The following is a 21,356-nucleotide window of genomic DNA, read 5'->3' as shown; positions in this document are numbered from 1 at the left end:
AACCTAACGTTGAGTTAAGTTTTTTTTGTTATTTATTCGAAATACTCTTTCATCCGCTCAAAAAAGCTTTTCTCATTTTTGCCCGGTTGAGGTTTAAAATTTGAAGATTCACGCAGAGCTTCCAATTGAGCTTTCTCTTCTTTAGATAATGCCTTTGGCGTCCAAATATTGATATAGACTAATTGATCACCCTTAATGTAAGAATTTACCTCTGGGATTCCCTTTCCTTTCAGTCGAAGAATCTTACCTCCTTGAGTTCCCGGTTCAATTTTTATTTTTGCTTTTCCATCAATTGTAGGTATCTCAGAACTTGTGCCTAACGCAGCATCTACGAAGTTGACATATAAATCATAAATGATGTTAATTCCATCACGCTTTAAAACTTCATGTGGAATTTCTTCAATAAGAATGATTAAATCTCCAGGTATTCCTCCACGAGGCGCAGCATTTCCTTTGCCACTCATGGAAAGTTGAATACCTTCACTTACACCAGCTGGAATATTGATGGTAATTGTTTCTTCACCTTTAGTTAAGCCTTCACCATGACATTCCTTACATTTAGCAGTAATTTCAACACCTTCTCCATTACAGGTAGGACAGGTGCTGGTAGTTTGCATTTGACCTAAAATGGTATTTGTAACACGTCTGACAGAGCCTGTACCTGAACAAGTTGCACAGGTGTGAAAGGAAGATTTATCTTTCGCACCAGAGCCATCACAAGTTTTACAAACAACGTTTTTATTTACCTTAATTTTCTTCTCAACGCCTTTAGCTATCTCCTCAAGAGTGAGCTTAACTTTAATACGCAAATTGCTTCCTCGAATAACACGACGTCCACCACCACCACGAGAACCACCAAAGAAACTTTCGAAAGGGCTACCACCATCGCCACCAAAGATATCTCCAAACTGACTAAAGATATCTTCCATATTCATTCCTCCACCATAACCACCTCTGCTTCCAGCTCCTGTACCCGCGTGGCCAAATTGATCGTAACGTTTCCGCTTTTCCGGATTGCTTAATATTTCGTAGGCTTCTGCTGCCTCTTTAAACTTATCTTCAGCTTCTGGATTGTCCGGATTTTTATCCGGATGAAACTTGATTGCTAGTTTTCTGTAAGCTGATTTAATTTCTGCTTGATCAGCTGCACGAGCAACCCCCAATATATCGTAATAATCTCTCTTTGACATCTTTTATACTAACTACCTACAACCACTTTTGCATAACGAAGTACCTTATCGTTTAAGTAGTACCCCTTTTCAATTTCGTCTACTACTTTGCCTTTTAAATCATCAGTAGGAGCAGGAATCTTAGTTATCGCCTCATGGATTTCAGCATCAAATGGTTGATTAATAGATTCCATTTCTTTAAGGCCTTTTTGTTGAAGAGTCGTTTTTAGTTTTTTAGATACTAATACTACACCTTCTTTTATAGAATCAACACTATCACTTAAATCCATCGCCTTTAATGCACGATCAAAATCATCTAAGGTTGATAGGAGATCACCAATAACTTCTTTTCCAGCAGTCTGTAAAAGTTCGATACGCTCCTTTGAAGTACGTCTCTTATAGTTGTCAAACTCTGCATACAAACGCAAATATTTGTTATTTGCTTCTTCCAGCTCTGCTTTTAATATTTCTGGCGACAAATCATCAGATTGATCTGTATTGTCAGGATTTGAATCATCTTTGCTATGTAAACGAGCTTCATTTACTGATTCTAATTCGTCAATAATCTTCTTATTTTCCAAATGTTCTTCAGGGTTAGTATTCTCCAAATGTTCCTCGGGATTCTTGTTTTTCATTTGAATAATTAATTTACTTTATTTAATAATTACCAATTATACTATCTGATGTAGCATAAACTTATTCTCAACAATTGTTTTGCCAATTGTGTTTCTGCGTCAACATGTCAGTTAAAAAGGTAATTTTCTAACTAAATGACTTATATCAGAATAATTAAATAGTGATATTATCCAATAATGATCCAGTTTGTGTCTTGATTATCCGAGATGGGAGATTTTTGATAATCTGATAATCATGTGTGGCCATCAAGATGGCAGTTCCAGAGCGACTGATTTCACGTAAAAGTAGAACAATTTCTTCCGATGTATCAGGATCAAGATTTCCGGTAGGCTCATCGGCTAAAATTACTTCCGGATTGTTAAGAAGTGCTCTGGCAATTACAACCCGCTGCTGTTCTCCACCCGATAGTTCATGTGTCATCTTTTTAAGCTTAGAGCGCAATCCAACTTTTTCGAGCACATCTAACATGCGATCGTTCATTAGTTTCTTGTCTTCCCAACCAGTAGCGCGCATAACAAACTCTAAGTTTTTCTCAATAGTACGATCTGTTAAAAGATGGAAATCTTGAAAAACAATCCCTAATTTTCTACGTAAAAAAGGAATATCTCGTTCACTTAGCTTTTTCAGATCAAAGCCAGCTATCATTCCCTCTCCAGCTCCAATAGGTAGTTCGCCATAAATTACTTTTAATAAACTACTTTTTCCAGAGCCTGTCTGGCCTATTAGATAAACAAATTCACCAGATTGAACCTGAAGGTTTACATTGGATAGTACTAAATGCTTTGGCTGATATATATCAACATTCTTTAATGTTATTACTATGTTTTGATCCATTTTAAAGTTCTAATTTTGTTAATTTACCAAAAGGAATGTCGTTGACGAGTTGCATGATAGCATCCTTTTTGTCTCCTAACCCAATTTTATCTAATGATTTATCAGGTCTGTCTACCCGAAAATAGGCTAATAAAGTAAATTCATCATCACGTAATTGAACATAATCCGGGATTTTCGCAACGCCTTTTACTTTAATGATGTACATATCTTCAAAGTTAACCATAAACTAGCTATTGGTCTTTAAAAAATCTAAAATATTTACACCATCCGCATAGTCGGTTAGTCCCGGTAACTGACTTTTTCCAAAGCCTATCAATGGAATATCCAGGTCTTTCATTGAAGCAGAATTTTGCATGGTTTCTTCGCATACAAGGCATTGAATACTCTCTTTATTTTCTTTTAGGTAAGATTCGATAACATCGATTTGATCGTACTCTTCAAAGAACACAACACCAAGAGGGGAGGCAAAGCTTGCATCTTCTTTTAAGAGCAAAAAACCATTATCAAGGTGTTTATCTCCGTTTACCAAATAGATGGCTTTGTTATATTCGTAATTATTGTTGTATTTATAATGATTAGTAATGGGTGAGAAGGATTCAATTGCTTCAAAAAATACCGAATAATCATATCCTTTGGGAAAGAATATTTTAGAAACATTCCGACATCCTAGTCCGAAATAATCAAACAGGTCATTTCCTAGTTTCTCAAGATCTGATTTACTTTCTTGACCGGTGATAAGTGCTACTGAATTTCGGTTCTTTCTGATTATATGAGGTGTTTTCTTAAAATAATATTCAAAGTAGCGTGAACTATTATTACTGCCGGTGGCAATTACTAAATCAAAGTTGGATAATCGATCTACCAAATCAATTTTAGATGCAAAGGCAGGTTCTATTTCAATTAATTTTCTTAATAAATATGGAATCAAGACCTTATCATCTGAAGAAGGCTTGATCTTGACATTAAAACCCGCTATTAAACACGATAATACATCGTGGAAACCTACCATAGGAATATTTCCTGCTAGGATTAAACCAACCGTTTTATCAGTATCCTTTTCAAAATAAGCAGAATAGGGTTCAATCCATTTTCTTAGATCATCGGCATTTAAAAGTGCAAGATTGGCTTGTAATGCCTGTTCAACATTTTTTGGTGTAAACCAAGGGTTCTGAAACTGAGATGTTTGAACGATCTCAGTTAGCGTTTGATTTTCTAAGGATGAATTTTGAACTTGATTAGATAATTGAAATCCTAGATTTACAAATGCTTCAATGCGTTGATTGCTTGTCAAAATATGTGTTTTTTACTTGAATGTCTTAAGAATACTCTATATTTGTTTACAAAAGTAGGAAACTTATTGTATGCATTAGAAGGTTTTCTATTTAGGATAGAATAAAGTAATTAAACAATATCTCAGAACAATAATGGCAATTATAATTACAGACGAATGTATTAACTGTGGGGCTTGTGAACCGGAATGTCCAAATAATGCAATTTACGATGCTGGTGAATCATGGCGCTACTCTGATGGTACGTCATTAACGGGAATGATAGATTTTGGTGATGGAAAAACAGCAGATGCAGACGAACTTCATGCAGCCATCTCAGATGAAGTATATTTTATAGTTCCTGACAAATGTACGGAATGCGTTGGGTTTCATGATGAACCTCAATGTGCAGCGGTTTGTCCTGTTGACTGTTGCGTAGACGATGAAGATAGACGTGAAACAGAAGAAGAGCTTCTTGCAAAGAAAGCCTTTTTACACAACGAGTAAATAATAAAAACGACCTAACAAGATAGACTAATAGCAAAGATTATTGGTCTGTTTTGTTAGGCACAATAAGAACCGGGCATGCAGAACGTCTTGCCACCCCTTCCGCTACGCTTCCTGAAATAAAATGGTCAAATCCCGTTCTTCCATGTGTTCCTAATATAATTAGATCGGCTCTCCATTCATCTGCCGTAGCTAAAATCTCAACTCTTGGATTCCCTACTTTGCTAAAGGTTATAAGTTCATTATCACTATTCCAAATAGATCCATAACGTTCAAGCACTGATTTAGAAGCTTCCTCTTGCATATCTATTATCTCAGGCATGACCAAAGGTTGCTGTCCTAAAAGAGGATCCCCGGAATAAGTAGAAGAGGGTGGGTCCATTACGTTTAACAAAGCAACATGTGCTCCCATAAGACGTGCCAAATGAAAACCATACTGAGCGGCTTTTTCAGAATAAGGAGAATCGTCGATGGCAATCAAGATTCTCTGAAAATTATTAATAGCATCCATAAGCTTTGATTTTATTTAAAGATAACAAATAATGATTAATCAGGTTTTAAATAGTAGTTTTATATTTGACACAAAATAAGTTTATGACACAATACGGAATTTGTAATTTATCACTTATACCTCTGCGTGCTGAGCCTTCGCACAGAAGCGAAATGACTTCTCAGATTTTGTTTGGCGACTGTTTCGAGATCTTAGATGAGCAGAAATCATGGTCGTTAATCAGATTGGCTCATGATAATTATGAAGGTTGGATAGATACGAAGCAAGTAACTTCCATTAATTTCGATCTATATAAGGAAATAACACATCATACACAGGCCATATCCGATCTTTCCTCTCATGGAATATTGATGAGACTCGGACATGATGAAATGTTGCATATACTACCAGGAAGTACTCTTCCCTTATTACAGGAAGATGGATTATTCACCATTGATGAAACTGATTACATGTTTTTGGGTCTTTCCATAAATCCGGATGCACGCAATATGAGTAAAGAAATAGAAGAAGTTTCTCGGTTTTATATAAATGCACCTTATTTATGGGGCGGGCGCAGCATGTTTGGTATTGATTGCTCCGGATTTACACAAATGGTTTATAAACACTTTGGTATAAAGATACCGAGAGATGCAAATCAGCAGGCAGGTGAAGGAAAAACTATTGACTTCTTACAAAAATCCCTTCCAGGAGATTTGGCGTTTTTTGATGGCGAAGATGGCAAAATTATCCATGTAGGAATTCTGCTCAATGATTCAGAAATCATACACTCATCGGGTAAAGTAAAGGTCGATAAAATAGATGAAAACGGTATATTTTCTTTAGAAGATCAAAAATATACTCATAATCTTAGAATCATTAAGAGGCTCGTTCATTAGTAAGATTTACGCTCCAGACAAAAGCCAGTTTTTCATCCCCTACAGAGATCAACTGGTTTGAATTGCTATTCCACACAATCTTATTAATGGAAAGCTTATGAGCATCGTATCCCTTTTCAAAACTAACCGTTTTTAATAATTTAAAATTATCAGCGTCCCATAGTTTGATACTTTTATCGCGGCTACCGGTGGCGAAGATCGGTAGGGTTGGATGATAGGCAATGCTATATACAGTATACATATGTGCGGTTATCTGCTCTATTCGGGAGAAGTCAGATGTAAGGTATATATTAAGCTTTGCATCTCGACCACCAGATAGAAAATATCGCCCATCTGGTGAAAAGCACAAAGAAGTTATGGGCATCGTATGATCTTTTAACAGGTATTTAAAGCTGTAATCATAGGCATCGAAGATATAGATCCTTGCATCTTTTGTTCCAAAAGCAATGTTTGCTTCCAACGGATCAATCGCAATTACACGAACAGTTTGATTCGATATATCAAGGTGGTGGATCTTCTTAAAGGTTTTCAGGCTCCATACACTAACAGTACCATCTTCAGAAGAGGCAATTAACTCATTTTTTCTTGATAAGTATTTAAGATCAAAGACTGGTTTATTATGAAAGGCCAGTGTTTCAATTACTTTCTGAGAATCAAAGCTAAAAATGCTTATTTTACCACTCCGTTCTCCAATAGCAAGATAATTTAGCGAAGGAATATAATGTAGAGCATAAACGGAGGAATCAACGGGTAATAGCACCTTATCGAAGGTCATTTTATTTAAATCCCAAAGGACAATACCCTTATCATTTCCAGCTGTTAAAAGCTGATTGGATTTAGATCCATTTTCAACAGTATATATCGGGTTCTGATGACCACTTAAAATAGCATCCAACTGCACGGAAAGCTCCAACATAATTTAATCGTTTTCGTGAATCAATATCGTTCACGAAGATATTGCTTATTTATGTCTGCTTTCTAAGTTCTTTGCAATCTTTTTAAGTGAAATTTCTTTTTCCCGTAATAGAACCAATAAATGAAACAGTAAATCAGAAGATTCATTGATAAAGTCCTTGTCTGTCTCTCTTAATGCTGCAATTACTGTTTCGACTGCCTCTTCACCAACCTTTTGAGAAATTTTGGTTATACCTTTCTTCCTTAACTTATTTACATAAGAATCTTCGCTTGGGAATTCATAACGTTGGCTAATAACTTCCTCTAGCTCAAATAAGAAATTTTGATTAAATTCTGTGTTAAAGCAACTGCGTGAACCGGTATGGCAAGTCGGTCCCAAAGGTTTTGCTTTAATTAAAAGTGTATCATTGTCGCAGTCTACATGAGTAGATTTAACTTCCAGGAAGTTTCCACTTTCTTCGCCTTTAGTCCATAATCTGTTTTTAGAACGAGAGAAAAAGGTTACTTTTTTTGTTTTCTCTGTAAGTTCCCAAGCTTCAGCATTCATATAGCCTAGCATAAGAACCTCTAGTGTGTGAAAATGTTGAATAACTACAGGAACCAGTCCATTGCTTTTATCAAAATCAATCATGATTTCCTTTTTCTTCTTTTTTTTATCGTGTACAGATTCCATTTCTTTTTAATTCTTTCTTTAAGTCGGGGATACTTATTTCTCCATAATGAAAAACCGAAGCAGCTAATGCGGCATCCACATTGGCCTTCTGAAATACATCAGTAAAGTGTTGCATATTTCCAGCACCACCGGATGCAATAAGAGGAATACTAAGATTTGAGTTTATCTCACCTAATAAATCGCAATCAAATCCATTTTTAGTACCATCATAGTCCATTGAGGTAAGCAAGATTTCTCCTGCACCCAATTCTTCGGCTCTTTTAATCCACTTAGAGGTTTCTAAATCTGTTTTTAATCTTCCACCATTCAAATGAACATAATTTTGTCCGTCAATAGATCGGGTATCTACTGCAACTACAACAAACTGCTTTCCAAAGGCATCAGCTAATTGTTTAATTAATTCCGGATTTCGAACTGCAGCTGAATTGATAGATATTTTATCCGCACCTGCATTTAACAATGCATCGGCATCGGCTAATTCAGATATACCACCACCAATAGTGAAAGGAATATTAATCTGCTCAGCCACTGCTTTAACTAAGTCGAGCGTAGTTTTTCTACCTTCATTCGTAGCTGATATATCTAAAAACACAAGTTCATCAGCTCCTTGCTGAGAATATTGCCATGCCAGTTCTACCGGATCTCCAGCATCTCGTAAATTTATAAAATTAACACCCTTAACAGTACGGCCATCTTTAACATCTAAACAAGGAATGATGCGTTTGGCAAGCGTAGAAGAATCTAGAATTTTATTAGTGACCTTAGGTTCCATTCTTTTATTTCTTCAATGCTGATTCGATTCTCATATATTGCTTTTCCTACCACCGTAGATTCAACTCTTAACTGAGCGAGTTCCTTTATATCATCCATGGAGCTTATTCCACCGGAAGCAATAAGCTTAATAATAGGGGAGTGGTCTAATAATTTTTTATACAACTCAATTCCTGCACCACCAAGTTTACCATCTTTATTAATGTCCGTACAAAGGAAACGGAAAAAGCCAAGCGATAGACAGCGATCTATATAATCAATTAACTTAACAGGAGAACTTTCCATCCAACCTGAATATTTAATGACCTCATCTAGAACATCAATTGCAATTATAACTTGATCAGAAGATTTCAGCTCACTTAGTTCATCTAAAAAACTAGGATTGGTGACTGCCTGTGTTCCAACAATTACCCTGAATATACCCTCACTGGTTAGTTTTTTTACCATATCAATACTGCGGATACCACCACCGTATTGAATCTTCATATCTACCTTTTTTACAATATCAAAGAGATATTTTTGATTGGTAAAGTCACCTTTGGCTCCATTTAAATCAATAACGTGAATAATTTCAGTCCCATTTGCCTGGTACATTTCAATCATTTCTTCAAGGCTGACATCATAAGATGTCACATCTTTATAATTTCCCTCTCGTAAACGAACAACTTTTTTGTCTAAAATATCTATTGCTGGTATAATATACATATATGCTCCTGATTGGTTATATTGTTGAAAAATTCTTTAATATTAATTCTCCTGCATCTCCTGATTTCTCAGGGTGAAACTGTACACCATAGAAGTTTTTATTCTGAACAATAGCAGAAAATAAAGCTCCGTAGTTGCAAGAAGCGACGGTAAATTTAGGATTATATTCAATATAAAACGAGTGTACGAAATAAAAGTATGATTCCGCAGGGATACCTTTCATTATTTCTGATTCATTCACTTGTTTTATGGTATTCCAGCCCATATGTGGAACCTTTAAATTAATTCTATTTTCAAAATTAAGAGTTTTCAATGGAATTAATTTCAGCAAATCTACATTTCCTTCTTCCGAATAGTCAGTCAGGAGCTGCATTCCTAAACAAATTCCAAGTACTGGTTTCTTTAATTGCAAAATGGAATCAACCATTCCACTTGCTTTTAATTTCTCCATTGCCTTGGCAGCATGACCAACACCCGGAATAATTATGCGATCATAATTATCCAATTCAGCGGGCTTATTTACCATTCCATACTTTAACCCTTGACGCTTTAACGCTGCGGTTAAGGAGAAAATGTTTCCAGCCCCGTAATTAACAATTCCAATTGAAGAAGGTTCTTTCACTTTATTAATTATAGTAAGCCCTTGGTACTCGGCAATTGCATATTATCTGCATCCCGTTTAATTGCCATCTTGATTGATTTTGCAAATGCTTTAAAAATAGCCTCAATTTTATGATGTTCATTTTGGCCCTCAGCCTTGATATTAAGATTGCATTTAGCAGCGTCTGAAAATGACTTAAAGAAGTGATAGAACATCTCTGTCGGCATTTCACCAATCTTTTCTCGTTTAAAATCCGCTTCCCATACTATCCAGCTTCTGCCACCAAAGTCAATTGCAACCTGCGCCAGGCAGTCATCCATTGGTAAGTAAAATCCATAACGAGTTAAGCCTCTTTTATCTTTTAATGCTTCTAAGAAAGCTTCACCTAAGGCAATACCGGTATCTTCAATACTATGATGCTCATCAATATGTAAATCGCCTTTAGTTGAAATCTTTAGATCAACCCCACCGTGACGCGCCAACTGATCCAGCATATGATCAAAGAATGCAATTCCAGTTGTTATGTCAGACTTTCCGGAACCATCTAAATCAAGCTCTATCTCTATATCCGTTTCATTTGTCTTTCTAGTATGTATGGCCTTTCTCTTTCCTAATTTCAGAAACTCATAAATAGCTTGCCAAGATCCTGTTTCAAGAGCAACAGTAGCGGGGTCAATTGTTACATTTTCATTGCTTCCAAGGGTAGGGTTATTATTTAGCCAGATTGCCTTTGCACCTAAATTTTGTGCTAATTTCACATCATTTACCCGATCACCAATAACATATGAATTCTGCAAATCATATAATTCTGAATTAAAGTATTCAGTAAGTAATGCTGTTCCCGGTTTACGAGTAGGCGCATTCTCATGAGGAAAGGTTTTATCAATATGTTCTGCTATGAAATTGATGCCTTCTCCCTTTAATGTATTTATAATTAATTCATGAACGGGACGGAATGCTTCCTCTGGATGAGAATCAGTTCCTAAGCCATCCTGATTGCTCACTAAAACCAATTTAAAATCAAGTTCTTTTGCAATACGTGAAAGATATTGAATAACTTCTGGATAGAATTGTATTTTCTCAAAACTATCAATTTGCTCATCTTCAGGTTCTTTAATTAAAGTGCCATCACGATCGATAAACAATAATTTACTAGCCTGACTTCTAAGTGTACTCTCTGACATGTTTATTTGTAATTATTTAAAGTCTCAATCAACAAATCGTTCTCTGCGGGTGTTCCAATTGTAATTCGTAAACAACCTTCACAAAGTGAAACTTTAGAACGATCGCGAACAATTATTTCCCTTTCTGCCAAATAGTTGTAAACAGAATGGCCATCTTGGGTCTTTACCAAAATAAAATTAGCATCCGAAGGGTATATCCTCTCTACAAAAGGGAGTACAGCCAGTTTTTCAATCAGCCTATCACGCTCCAATGTAGTTTCTAAAATCCATTTATTTACCGTATCGACTTGTTGAAGCCCTTTAAGCGCCAGTTCCTGCGAAGATTGATTGATATTATAAGGTGGTTTAATTTTATTAAACACTTCTATAATCTCCTCACTTGCAAAAGCTATTCCTACACGTAAGCCCGCCAGCCCCCAAGCCTTTGATAAAGTTTGAAGCACAACCAGGTTTCCGTATTCTGTAAGCTCTTGAATAAATGACTTCTGACGAGAATAATTAATATAAGCCTCGTCAACAACTACAAGTCCATTGAAATTCGCTAACAATGTTTCTATATCCTCTCTATATATTGAATTACCTGTTGGGTTATTCGGGGAACATACAAAAATTATACGGGTATGCTCATCAATGTTTTCTGCAATTTTATCTAAATCAAGTTGATATTCTGAGTTTAGATTAACACGCTTAACTTCAACATCATTAATTGCAGCTGCCACTTCATACATACCATATGTAGGGGGTAAAATCAAGATATTATCATGACCAGGATTGCAAAATGCACGAATAAGTATATCAATAGCTTCATCACTGCCATTTCCCAAAAAGGTATTTGCCACAGGCACTCCTTTAATTTTACTAATGGCCTCTTTTACACTGATTTGTAGAGGGTCAGGGTAACGATTAAAATCTTTATCTAATGGTGATCCGTAAGCATTTTCATTTGCGTCTAAGAAAACAGACGCCTTTCCTTTAAACTCATGCCTTGCACTTGAATAAGGAGTTAGATTCTTTATGTTTTCTCTAAGAATCGACTGAATATTAAAACTGGACATGTTATTTATTCTTTGATTGTAAGTGTTTTAACCGTATGCTAACTGCATTCTTATGTGCCTGTAAACCTTCGATCTCTGCAAGAATTTCTATCGTAGGACCTAAGTTAAGGATTCCATCTTCATTAATTTGTTGAAAGGTTATTTTCTTAATAAACGAATCAACCGAAACACCTGAATAAGCCTTAGCATGTGCACTTGTCGGCAAAGTATGGTTAGTTCCTGAAGCATAATCTCCCGCACTTTCTGGAGTTAAATGACCGTAAAAGACAGACCCGGCATTAATTATCATCCGACTATAGGATTCAGGTTCATCAACCGAAACAATGAGATGTTCAGGAGCATAATCATTACAGAACACCATAAGGTCCTGTTTAGAATCAAACAATACAGCATACGAGTTTTCAATTGCTTTTTTAGCAATTTCTGCGCGAGGTAAAACTTCTATTTGTTCCCTTAACTCTTGTTGTACCTGATCGATAAGGCTTTTACTGGTACTTAATAAAACTGCCTGACTATCTTTACCATGTTCTGCCTGAGCAAGCAAGTCTGCAGCAACAAAGGCCGGATTACTCGTTTCATCACCAATAACAACTACTTCTGAAGGACCGGCAGGAATGTCAATAGCCGTATTGGAATTTAATTGAACCAGTGTTTTTGCTTGTGTAACGTATTGGTTTCCAGGACCGAATATCTTATCTACTTTAGGAATACTTTCTGTACCATAAGCCATTGCTGCAATTGCTTGGGCTCCGCCCGCACTATAAATAGTATCGATCTTTAACAATTGGGCACAATAAGCAATATAGGGGTTTATCTTGCCATCTGATTGTGGAGGAGAACAAACAACAATCTCTTTACAACCTGCTATTCGTGCTGGAACAGCCAACATTAAAAATGTACTTGGTAGGACAGCTGTGCCACCGGGAATATAAAGTCCGACACGTTCAATGGGTCTATTTTCCCTCCAACAAGTCACACCGTTAGTCGTTTCAACCCGCTTCTCCTTAATTAACTGATAGCGGTGAAACATGTAAATATTATTAAAAGCTATTTCTAAAGCTCTTTTTTGATTGCGATCTACTTTTTCCGCCTGAAGGTTGATTTCATCTTCACTAATCACCAAAGAATCTAATGAAACCCTATCAAACTTCTCAGCATAGGCTTTCAAGGCTTGATCACCATTCGCTTTTACTTCAGCAATAATTTCTTCGACCTTTTTTTGAATCGTGTGATCTGAATCAGAGTTACGTGATACCAGCTTCTTTTTATCTTCAATATCTAATTGATTATATTCAAAATACGCTAACATAGTATTCCTTTATCAAATTTACACAATGATCTTTTCAATGGGCATGACCACAATTCCTTGTGCTCCAAATGACTTTAAGGTATTAATTTTTTCCCAGAAGTCTTGTTCAGAGATAACGGTATGTACTGCAACCCAACCTTCTTCTGCAAGAGGGATCACGGTAGGACTTTTAACACCCGGTAAAAGGTTTAAAATGGATGGTAGGTTTTTACGCTCTACGTTCAATACAACATATTTTGTTTCATTGGCACGTAAAACTGATTGGATTCTCTGTAATAGCTCCTCAACTATTGAATCTTGTTTGATATCCTTTTTGCCAATTAGAACTGCTTGCGAAGATAATACATCTGCAAAGGGCTCCAATCCATTACTTTTTAAAGTGCCACCTGTTGATACAATATCACAAATAGCATCACTCAACCCTAAACCCGGTGATATCTCAACAGATCCTGAGATCGTGCGAATACTTGCATCAATTTTATTCTCAGTTAAAAATTTCTGTAAAATTACCGGGTTAGAAGTAGCAATTGATTTGCCATTTAATTCCTGCAAAGATTGGTAGTTCTTTCCTTTAGGGATTGCGATTTTCAAAGTACATTTCCCAAATCCAAGTTTTTGAAGGTATTCAACATCAACTTCCTTTTCTTGAATAACATTCTCACCAACAATACCCAAATCGGCAATACCATCTTGAACATATTCAGGAATATCATCATCGCGCAGAAATAGAATTTCAAGTGGGAAATTATTAACAGAAGTTATAAGGGAACTTTTATAGTTCTCAAAGTTTAATCCGCAATTTTTAAGAAGTGCTACAGATTTTTCGTTTAGACGGCCAGATTTTTGTATGGCAATTTTTAATGCTTTCAAAAGATAAATTATTAATAAAATTAAACATTGGGGTTACGCTCCACGTAGAAACATACTATTTTATATCGCCACAATGGCGATGGAAATGTAAGTGATTTGTGAAGATGTAATTCATGTTGTGGAGGTAATTATTAATAGCATTATATATTGCAAATATAATTGCAATTTAGACAATACCAAATAAAAATCTAAATAAAAACTCCCTTTCTTTAAGATATTCCCAAAAGCAGTTGTCTTTATCACTACTTCATAAAAAATGAGGATACCTCGAGGTACTATTATATAAAAAATAGGATTTGTTTACTAATGTAATTAATGTAATTTGGTTCCAAGATATTTAGAAAACAGAAATAAGGAAATTAGTATGGTGGAAGAATTTAAAGCAGCTAAAAGTTTAAAGGAAAAGATAAGTGACCAATATGATGAAGAGATACATCATACAAATAACCCAGTATTGGATCCTCCGAAAATTGAGAAGAATTATTTAGGTAAAATTACGCAGTATATTCAAAAGGATAATAGCTTCTACTTTTATGATAACAAAGCGACAGTAGAAGTTAAAGTGGTAAGTGATGAAATAATCAGAGTCCGTTTAGCACCAAACTCCAGCTTTCTTTCCGACTTCTCATATGCAGTTTCTGATGCCAACCAACATGTAGATTTATATGAATTAAATGAAGATAAGGATAGTTATCGCGTTCAGACCAATACAGTAACCTGCGTATTGAATAAAGAGAACTTTCATATTTCTTTCGAAAACAGGGAAGGAAAAATATTTAATCAGGATCATGCTCCCATGCATTGGGAAGAAAATGAGGATTTTGGAGGATACTACGTTTACTGCACAAAACAAGCAAAAGAAAATGAAGGCTTTTTTGGATTAGGAGATAAAGCTACTCATCTTAATCTTAGAGGCAGAAGATTAACAAACTGGAACTCAGACACCTACTCATACTCATTTAATCAAGACCCGTTATATAAAAGTATTCCCTTTTATTTAGGATTGCATGAAGGTGAAGCGTACGGTATTTTCTTTGATAATACTTTTAAAACCTACTTCGATTTTGCAAGCGAAAAAGCAGATCAGACTAGCTTTTGGTCAGAAGGCGGAGAGCTGCAATATTATTATATCCATGGTCCATCAATGACTGATGTAATAAAAAGATATCATGGTCTTACCGGAACTCATTATTTGCCACCAACCTGGGCATTAGGTTATCATCAATGCCGATGGAGCTATTATCCGGAAAGTAAAGTAAGAGACCTTGGACTACAATTCCGTAACCGTCAAATTCCTTGTGATGCTCTTTATCTCGATATTGACTATATGGAAGGATATCGATGTTTTACCTGGAATAAACGCTATTTCCCTGACCCTAAAGGAATGATTCGAGATCTGGCAAAAGATGGTTTCAAAACTGTCGTAATGATCGATCCGGGAATAAAAGTTGATGATAATTATTGGGTATTTAAAGAAGGAAAGAAAAACAATTACTTCTGCCGAAGAGGAGATGATTACTTTATGGAAGGACATGTATGGCCGGGACGCTGTCAATTTCCTGATTTCACCAATCCGCAAGTTCGTACTTGGTGGGGAGATCTTTATAAAGGATTGGTTGAGGCTGGTGTAGCTGGTGTTTGGAACGACATGAACGAGCCTGCAGTTTTCGGCCGTGGTACTTTTCCAAATGATGTTCGTCATAATTACGATGGCTATCGCGGATCTCATAGAAAAGCGCATAATGTTTATGGAATGCAAATGGTTCGGGCAACTTATGATGGGTTAAAAAAACTTCAACCCAATAAACGCCCTTTTACCATTACCAGAGCTGCATATTCTGGCACCCAACGTTATGCATCTGTATGGACAGGAGATAATGTCGCTACGTGGGAACATTTAAGGATAGGATCTTTACAATTGCAACGCCTTTCTATGTCAGGCTTGCCTTTCTGCGGAACAGATATTGGTGGATTTAGCGGTGAACCTACAGCAGAATTATTTACAAGATGGATTCAGTTTGGTGTGTTTTCTCCATTTATGCGCGCACACTCAGCAGGAGATACTGCAGAAAGGGAGCCTTGGAGCTTCGGCGAAGAATATGAAAAAATAAACCGAAAGTTTATTGAATTAAGGTATAAATTACTCCCCTATATTTATACTGTTTTCAGACAACATGCTCATGATGGCTCACCAATCTTAAAGCCTCTGATTATGCTTGAACAAGAGGAAGTAAGCAACCTGCAAAGAGAAGAAGAATTTGCATTTGGTGATAAGATACTTGTTTCTCCAGTTTTGGAAGCAGGCCAGCAGCAAAAAACAATCTACCTGCCAAAGGGCAACTGGTATGATTACTGGACACATGCTTTAATACAAGGGGGCATGGAGCATCAATTTGAAACTCCACTAGATAAAATGCCCATCTTTATTAAAGCCGGAACGGTATTGCCGGAACATCCTGTTATGCAATATGTAAATGAGAAATCGATCGAGATCCTTGACTTAAATATTTTTTATTCAAACAACCATGTTGAATCAAGCTTATATGAAGATGAGGGAGACTCATTCGATTATGAGAATCAAGGATATGTAAATAAGAAATTTACAGTTAAGGGTACCGAAACTTCCCTCGAAATTACACAAGAAGTTGAAGGTTTATATACCGAGTCATACAAAGAATATCGTGTTAATATCATCGGATTACCTTTCGAATTAAAGACGGTACTTGTTGATAATAAAATAATAGACTTTAGTCAAAACGAACTTGGCTGTACCATTGTTATAGGAAAAAGATTTAAAAGTATGCTACTTAAATAATAACCACCCTCACTATGCTAAATTCTGTACAAGCTTATTCTAAATTCTCTGATTTTGACATCAGTCTATTTCGTGCAGGCAAACACTATAAGCTTTACGAGAAATTTGGCGCTCATGAACTACAGGTTGAGCAGCAAAGCGGAACTTATTTCGCCGTGTGGGCTCCAAATGCAGAATCAGTTTCTGTCATCGGAAATTTCAATGGTTGGAATCGTTTTTCCCATCCATTGTTTTTACGTTGGGATCAATCCGGTATTTGGGAAGGCTTTATCCCTCAAGTACAAAATGGAGAAATTTATAAATATGCTATAAGCACCAAATCTGGTGAGGTACTTGAAAAAGGTGATCCATTTGCCTTTCAATGGGAAAAACCCCCTTTAACAGCATCCATAGTAAATACTACCTGGTATGAATGGAAAGACAAAGATTGGATGAGAGTCCGGCACCTGAAGAATGCATTGAATGCACCCATCGCTGTGTATGAGATGCATTTAGGTTCTTGGGTGAGGAATTTATCTGATCCATCTGAGTTTATAACTTATACCGAAATAGCCGAAAAACTAATACCCTACATTTTAGATGCAGGCTTTACCCATGTGGAGTTTATGCCCGTTATGGAACATCCATACAGTCCTTCTTGGGGGTATCAAATAACCGGTTTTTATGCTCCAACAGCTCGTTTTGGATCACCGCAAGGATTAATGTATCTGATAGAACAACTGCATTTAAATAATATTGGAGTAATTTTAGATTGGGTACCATCTCATTTTCCTGGAGACGAACATGGTTTGTATAAGTTTGATGGAACTCATTTATATGAACATGCAGATCCCAAACAAGGATTTCATCCGGACTGGAATTCCTACATTTTTAATTATGGAAGAAATGAGGTACGATCTTTCCTGATCAGTAATGCAATTTATTGGCTAGACAGATATCATGTTGATGGACTAAGGGTAGATGCAGTTGCCTCTATGTTGTACCTAGATTATTCTAGAAAAGAAGGCGAATGGGTGCCCAATGAGCTAGGAGGAAGAGAAAACTTAGAAGCTGTTTCATTTCTCAAAGAGTTTAATGAAACAGTATACAGTGAATTTCCAGATGTACAAACCATTGCCGAGGAATCAACCGCCTGGACCGGTGTAAGCAGTCCAACCTATCAAAACGGATTAGGTTTTGGAATGAAATGGATGATGGGATGGATGAATGATACTTTAGATTATTTTAGTGGAGATCCCCTCTTTCGAAGATATGACCATGGAAAGATAACTTTTAGCACAGTATATGCTTTTACCGAAAATTTCATGTTGCCACTCTCTCATGATGAAGTAGTTCATGGAAAAAAATCTCTTGTATATAAAATGCCTGGTGATACTTGGCAGCAATTTGCCAACCTTCGTGCACTTTATTTATATATGTACACACATCCGGGTACGAAGCTATTGTTTATGGGATCGGAGTTTGCTCAAACTTCTGAATGGAACTTCAATCAATCACTCGATTGGCATTTAATGCAATACGAGCCACACCAGGGTATTTTTAAATTTATTCAAAAACTTAACGCCATTTATAAGAATCAACCGGCATTGTATGAAATATCCTTTAGACCGGAAGGCTTTGAATGGATAGAATATGGAGATGCTCAAAGCTCCGTACTGGTTTATCTTCGAAAAGGAAATCATGCAGATGAAAATCTATTAATACTTTTGAATTTAACACCCATTACACACAATGATTATCGGGTTGGCTTACCTGCTGCCGGTCAATGGGATGTTATTCTCAATTCTGACGACTCTGAATTTTACGGATCCGGTGTTAACCAAGGCTCAATTCTAAGTGAACCAACTTCATGGATGGGTCATGCACACTCAGCTTTAATAAAATTACCACCACTAGGAGGATTGATTTTAAAGCGAAAAACAAAAATAATATAGCAATGAAGGTCTTTCATATTAGCGCAGAATGTTATCCTGTTGCAAAAACCGGTGGTTTGGGTGATGTAGTAGGGGCATTGCCAAAATATCAAAACCTATTGGGCATTGAGGCATCGGTTATTATGCCCTGGTATGACAAACCTTATGTAAGAGATCATGAATTCGAGCAAGTGTATGAATCAGAGTTTAAACAAGGTTCTCAATTTTACTCGTTCACCGTTTTAAAGGAAAACAGCAACGCCCTTGGTTTTGAAATCTACTTAATAAAGGTTCCTGGATTATTAGATCGTACTGAAGTATATGGCTATCCGGATGAAAGCAACCAGTTTATAGCTTTCCAGCACGCTCTTCTTAAATGGATAGTTGATCAAAATATTGCACCAGATTTATTTCACTGCCATGATCACCACAGCGGTCTAGTCCCTTTCTTTATCGAGAACACAGAAGAGTTCAAATCATTAAAAGGAATACCCACCCTTGCCACCATCCATAATGCTCAATATCAAGGATGGATGGGATGGCAACAAGCGATTTTAATGCCCACATTCGATTCCGATAAATGGGGATTATTAGATTGGGACCGGAATATTAATCCACTAGCAACTCTTATTAAATGCTGTTGGGCTTATAATGCAGTCTCATCGGGCTATTTAAAAGAACTTTTTAAGGAAGCTAATGGATTGGAAAGTCTTTTTCTTTCCGAAAAAGGAAAAGGTTATGGAATTATAAACGGCATCGATGAAGAAATCTGGAACCCAGAAACAGACCCATTTATTAGTAAAAAATATAGTGTTAATACAGCAACTGCAGGTAAAAAAAGCAATAAAAAAGCATTGTGTAAAGAGTATGGTTTAGATCCTGAATTACCGCTCTTAGCCTTTATTGGACGGTTTGCACTCGAAAAAGGTGCAGATTTACTGCCTGGTTTTGTTCAGGAATTAGCTCAGAAATTTAAAGGTAAAATAAACCTTATCATATTGGGATCCGGAGATATACATATCCAGGAAGCTTTAACTCATCTCCGCGAGAAAGGAAATACAGCTGTAATCATTGGTTACAATGAAAAACTATCTCACCAGATCTATGCTTCATCAGATTTTTTAATCATGCCATCCAGAGTTGAGCCATGCGGTTTAAACCAACTATATGCTATGCGTTATGGCACAGTTCCCATCGTTAGAAGTATTGGAGGGTTGAAAGATACTGTAATTGATTTGTCGAAGAAAAATCCAAATGGAATTGTGTTTGAAGAAGTCTCTTTGCGAAGCATGGTTCAAGCAATAAAGCGCGGATTAAAACTATATGAAGATTCAAAACTATTTAATAAATTACAAAAAGATAACATGAAGCTTGATTATTCATGGAAAAGCTCTACAAGGAAGTATATACAGTTATATGAAAACTTAATTAATCGCTTATGAAACCCAGTGTAATATCCATTGTTTTAGGGGGAGGAAGAGGAACTCGTTTAAATCCTTTAACGTTGACGCGTTCAAAGCCTGCCGTGCCCATAGCAGGTAAATACCGTTTGGTTGATATTCCTATTTCTAATTGTTTAAATGCTGGCTATAACCGAATTTTCGTCCTTACGCAGTATAACTCAGCTTCTTTAAACTCCCATATTAAAAACACCTACAATTTTAGTGTCTTTGAAAAAGGTTTTGTCGATATTCTTGCAGCAGAACAAACAAATGATGGGGATAAGTGGTATGAAGGTACAGCAGATGCAGTTCGTCGAATAGGAAGGTATTTAGAAGCTCATGAATATGAATATATCCTTATTCTTTCAGGTGATCAGCTTTATCAAATGGATTTTCAAAAACTGATTGATTTCCATATCGAAAAGAATGCAAAAATCACATTAGCAACTATTCCGGTAAATGCGAAAGACGCTACTTCATTTGGAATTTTAAAATCAGACGAAAATGACCGTATAACTTCCTTTATAGAAAAACCTAAAAGTGATCTTTTAGTTGATTGGAGTTCTGAAGTTAGTGATGCCATGAAAGGACAAGGCCGAGAATATTTGGCATCCATGGGGATTTATGTATTTAACAAGCATGAATTATTGAATTTATTAAAAACAACTGATGGACTTGATTTTGGTAAAGAATTAATACCTCATGCAATTGAGCACTCAGACGTATACAGCTTTCAATATGATGGGTACTGGACAGATATCGGAAATATTGATTCTTTCTTTGAAGCTAATATTGGATTAACAGATGATATACCTCTATTTAACTTGTTTGATTCCAATACAATCTATTCGCGTTCACGAATGCTTCCTCCTTCAAAATATGCTGGCTGTTTGCTTGATCGGGTAATCGTGGCAGGAGGATGCATAATCAATGCAGATAAGATTGAACGATCAGTAATAGGCGTACGTTCCAGGATAGGAAAAGGAACCGTAATTCGCAATACTTATATGATGGGTTCAGATTATTATCAAAACTTAGATGATATATTAGCCGCGCAAAAAGCTAATAGACCACTTGTAGGTGTTGGTGAACGCTGCTACATTGATAATGCAATTATTGATAAAAGTGCATGTATTGGAAACGATGTCCGCATTACCGGAGGCGAGCATATAGAAGATGGTGATTTTGATACACATACAATTAAAGATGGTGTAGTTGTCATTAAGAAAAGGGCTATTCTGCCAAATAATACGGTTATCGGATCTAAGTAATTTTGAGAAATACAAAATATTCGTTATTCATT

The 21,356-nt window shown here is 36.3% G+C and carries 21 protein-coding genes; 6 read left to right on the top strand and 15 right to left on the bottom strand.

Annotated elements, in window-relative coordinates:
• Positions 1-32: 32 nt before the first annotated feature.
• The 5 genes from dnaJ to VL047_RS06560 all read right to left on the bottom strand — a co-directional run bounded on the left by dnaJ (position 33) and on the right by VL047_RS06560 (position 3,930).
• Positions 33-1,190 (bottom strand): molecular chaperone DnaJ, encoded by a 1,158-nt coding sequence (dnaJ, locus tag VL047_RS06580; protein ID WP_325359301.1) that lies wholly within the window; start codon positions 1,188-1,190, stop codon positions 33-35.
• A gap of 8 nt (positions 1,191-1,198) precedes the next feature.
• A complete protein-coding gene (locus tag VL047_RS06575) occupies positions 1,199-1,804 on the bottom strand; it encodes a nucleotide exchange factor GrpE (RefSeq protein WP_325359300.1) in 606 nt (201 codons plus the stop codon).
• A gap of 154 nt (positions 1,805-1,958) precedes the next feature.
• Positions 1,959-2,639, bottom strand: a complete 681-nt coding sequence (locus VL047_RS06570; RefSeq protein ID WP_325359299.1) for a cell division ATP-binding protein FtsE — start codon at positions 2,637-2,639, stop codon at positions 1,959-1,961.
• Between the two features lies 1 nt (position 2,640).
• The gene (locus VL047_RS06565; RefSeq protein ID WP_325359551.1) at positions 2,641-2,844 is read right to left on the bottom strand and encodes a fructose-6-phosphate aldolase; all 204 of its coding nucleotides are present in this window, start codon (positions 2,842-2,844) and stop codon (positions 2,641-2,643) included.
• A 21-nt stretch (positions 2,845-2,865) separates the two neighbouring features.
• Positions 2,866-3,930: an acyl-CoA reductase gene (locus VL047_RS06560; RefSeq protein ID WP_325359298.1), complete on the bottom strand. Its 1,065-nt coding sequence runs from the start codon at positions 3,928-3,930 to the stop codon at positions 2,866-2,868.
• A 133-nt stretch (positions 3,931-4,063) separates the two neighbouring features.
• Between VL047_RS06560 and VL047_RS06555 the strand changes: the two genes are divergently transcribed.
• On the top strand, positions 4,064-4,414 hold the full coding sequence (locus VL047_RS06555) for a 4Fe-4S dicluster domain-containing protein (protein ID WP_325359297.1): 351 nt from the start codon (positions 4,064-4,066) through the stop codon (positions 4,412-4,414).
• A 40-nt stretch (positions 4,415-4,454) separates the two neighbouring features.
• Here VL047_RS06555 and VL047_RS06550 read toward each other — a convergent pair whose 3' ends face one another.
• On the bottom strand, positions 4,455-4,925 hold the full coding sequence (locus VL047_RS06550) for a universal stress protein (RefSeq protein ID WP_325359296.1): 471 nt from the start codon (positions 4,923-4,925) through the stop codon (positions 4,455-4,457).
• 83 nt (positions 4,926-5,008) lie between these two features.
• Here VL047_RS06550 and VL047_RS06545 point away from each other — a divergent pair, with 83 nt between their 5' ends.
• Entirely contained in the window at positions 5,009-5,800 is a 792-nt protein-coding gene (locus VL047_RS06545; protein WP_325359295.1) for a C40 family peptidase, read from the top strand.
• On the opposite strand, the gene VL047_RS06540 is transcribed toward VL047_RS06545, so the two are convergent.
• Genes VL047_RS06540 through hisG form a run of 9 tightly spaced genes read right to left on the bottom strand, consistent with a single transcriptional unit; the run spans position 5,781 to position 13,883 of the window.
• Positions 5,781-6,716 (bottom strand): WD40 repeat domain-containing protein, encoded by a 936-nt coding sequence (locus tag VL047_RS06540; RefSeq protein WP_325359294.1) that lies wholly within the window; start codon positions 6,714-6,716, stop codon positions 5,781-5,783. The genes VL047_RS06545 and VL047_RS06540 overlap by 20 nt on opposite strands.
• A 45-nt stretch (positions 6,717-6,761) precedes the next feature.
• Positions 6,762-7,346, bottom strand: coding sequence for a bifunctional phosphoribosyl-AMP cyclohydrolase/phosphoribosyl-ATP diphosphatase HisIE (gene hisIE, locus VL047_RS06535; RefSeq protein ID WP_325359550.1), 585 nt, complete (start codon positions 7,344-7,346; stop codon positions 6,762-6,764).
• A 22-nt stretch (positions 7,347-7,368) separates the two neighbouring features.
• Positions 7,369-8,160 (bottom strand): imidazole glycerol phosphate synthase subunit HisF, encoded by a 792-nt coding sequence (hisF, locus tag VL047_RS06530; protein ID WP_325359293.1) that lies wholly within the window; start codon positions 8,158-8,160, stop codon positions 7,369-7,371.
• Positions 8,130-8,864, bottom strand: coding sequence for a 1-(5-phosphoribosyl)-5-[(5-phosphoribosylamino)methylideneamino] imidazole-4-carboxamide isomerase (locus tag VL047_RS06525; protein WP_325359292.1), 735 nt, complete (start codon positions 8,862-8,864; stop codon positions 8,130-8,132). The genes hisF and VL047_RS06525 overlap by 31 nt, the downstream gene beginning before the upstream one ends.
• 16 nt (positions 8,865-8,880) lie before the next feature.
• The gene (gene hisH / locus VL047_RS06520; RefSeq protein ID WP_325359291.1) at positions 8,881-9,486 is read right to left on the bottom strand and encodes an imidazole glycerol phosphate synthase subunit HisH; all 606 of its coding nucleotides are present in this window, start codon (positions 9,484-9,486) and stop codon (positions 8,881-8,883) included.
• An 8-nt stretch (positions 9,487-9,494) separates the two neighbouring features.
• Positions 9,495-10,649 carry a bifunctional histidinol-phosphatase/imidazoleglycerol-phosphate dehydratase HisB gene (hisB, locus tag VL047_RS06515; RefSeq protein WP_325359290.1) on the bottom strand — a complete coding sequence of 385 codons (1,155 nt, stop codon included), beginning with the start codon at positions 10,647-10,649 and terminating at the stop codon, positions 9,495-9,497.
• A gap of 2 nt (positions 10,650-10,651) precedes the next feature.
• Positions 10,652-11,704, bottom strand: a complete 1,053-nt coding sequence (gene hisC / locus VL047_RS06510) for a histidinol-phosphate transaminase (RefSeq protein ID WP_325359289.1) — start codon at positions 11,702-11,704, stop codon at positions 10,652-10,654.
• 1 nt (position 11,705) lies between these two features.
• Entirely contained in the window at positions 11,706-13,013 is a 1,308-nt protein-coding gene (gene hisD / locus VL047_RS06505; RefSeq protein ID WP_325359288.1) for a histidinol dehydrogenase, read from the bottom strand.
• 18 nt (positions 13,014-13,031) lie between these two features.
• Positions 13,032-13,883, bottom strand: a complete 852-nt coding sequence (hisG, locus tag VL047_RS06500; protein ID WP_325359287.1) for an ATP phosphoribosyltransferase — start codon at positions 13,881-13,883, stop codon at positions 13,032-13,034.
• 364 nt (positions 13,884-14,247) lie between these two features.
• Between hisG and VL047_RS06495 the strand changes: the two genes are divergently transcribed.
• Genes VL047_RS06495 through VL047_RS06480 form a run of 4 tightly spaced genes read left to right on the top strand, consistent with a single transcriptional unit; the run spans position 14,248 to position 21,324 of the window.
• Entirely contained in the window at positions 14,248-16,698 is a 2,451-nt protein-coding gene (locus VL047_RS06495; protein ID WP_325359286.1) for a glycoside hydrolase family 31 protein, read from the top strand.
• A gap of 14 nt (positions 16,699-16,712) precedes the next feature.
• Positions 16,713-18,632: a 1,4-alpha-glucan branching protein GlgB gene (glgB, locus tag VL047_RS06490; protein WP_325359285.1), complete on the top strand. Its 1,920-nt coding sequence runs from the start codon at positions 16,713-16,715 to the stop codon at positions 18,630-18,632.
• A 2-nt stretch (positions 18,633-18,634) separates the two neighbouring features.
• The gene (locus tag VL047_RS06485; protein WP_325359284.1) at positions 18,635-20,053 is read left to right on the top strand and encodes a glycogen/starch synthase; all 1,419 of its coding nucleotides are present in this window, start codon (positions 18,635-18,637) and stop codon (positions 20,051-20,053) included.
• Positions 20,050-21,324, top strand: a complete 1,275-nt coding sequence (locus VL047_RS06480; protein WP_325359283.1) for a glucose-1-phosphate adenylyltransferase — start codon at positions 20,050-20,052, stop codon at positions 21,322-21,324. Before VL047_RS06485 ends, VL047_RS06480 begins: the two co-directional genes overlap by 4 nt.
• Positions 21,325-21,356: the final 32 nt, after the last annotated feature.

This window comes from Albibacterium sp., assembly GCF_035514885.1.
Taxonomy (GTDB): domain Bacteria; phylum Bacteroidota; class Bacteroidia; order Sphingobacteriales; family Sphingobacteriaceae; genus Albibacterium.
This window is presented reverse-complemented; position numbering and strand designations above follow the sequence as displayed.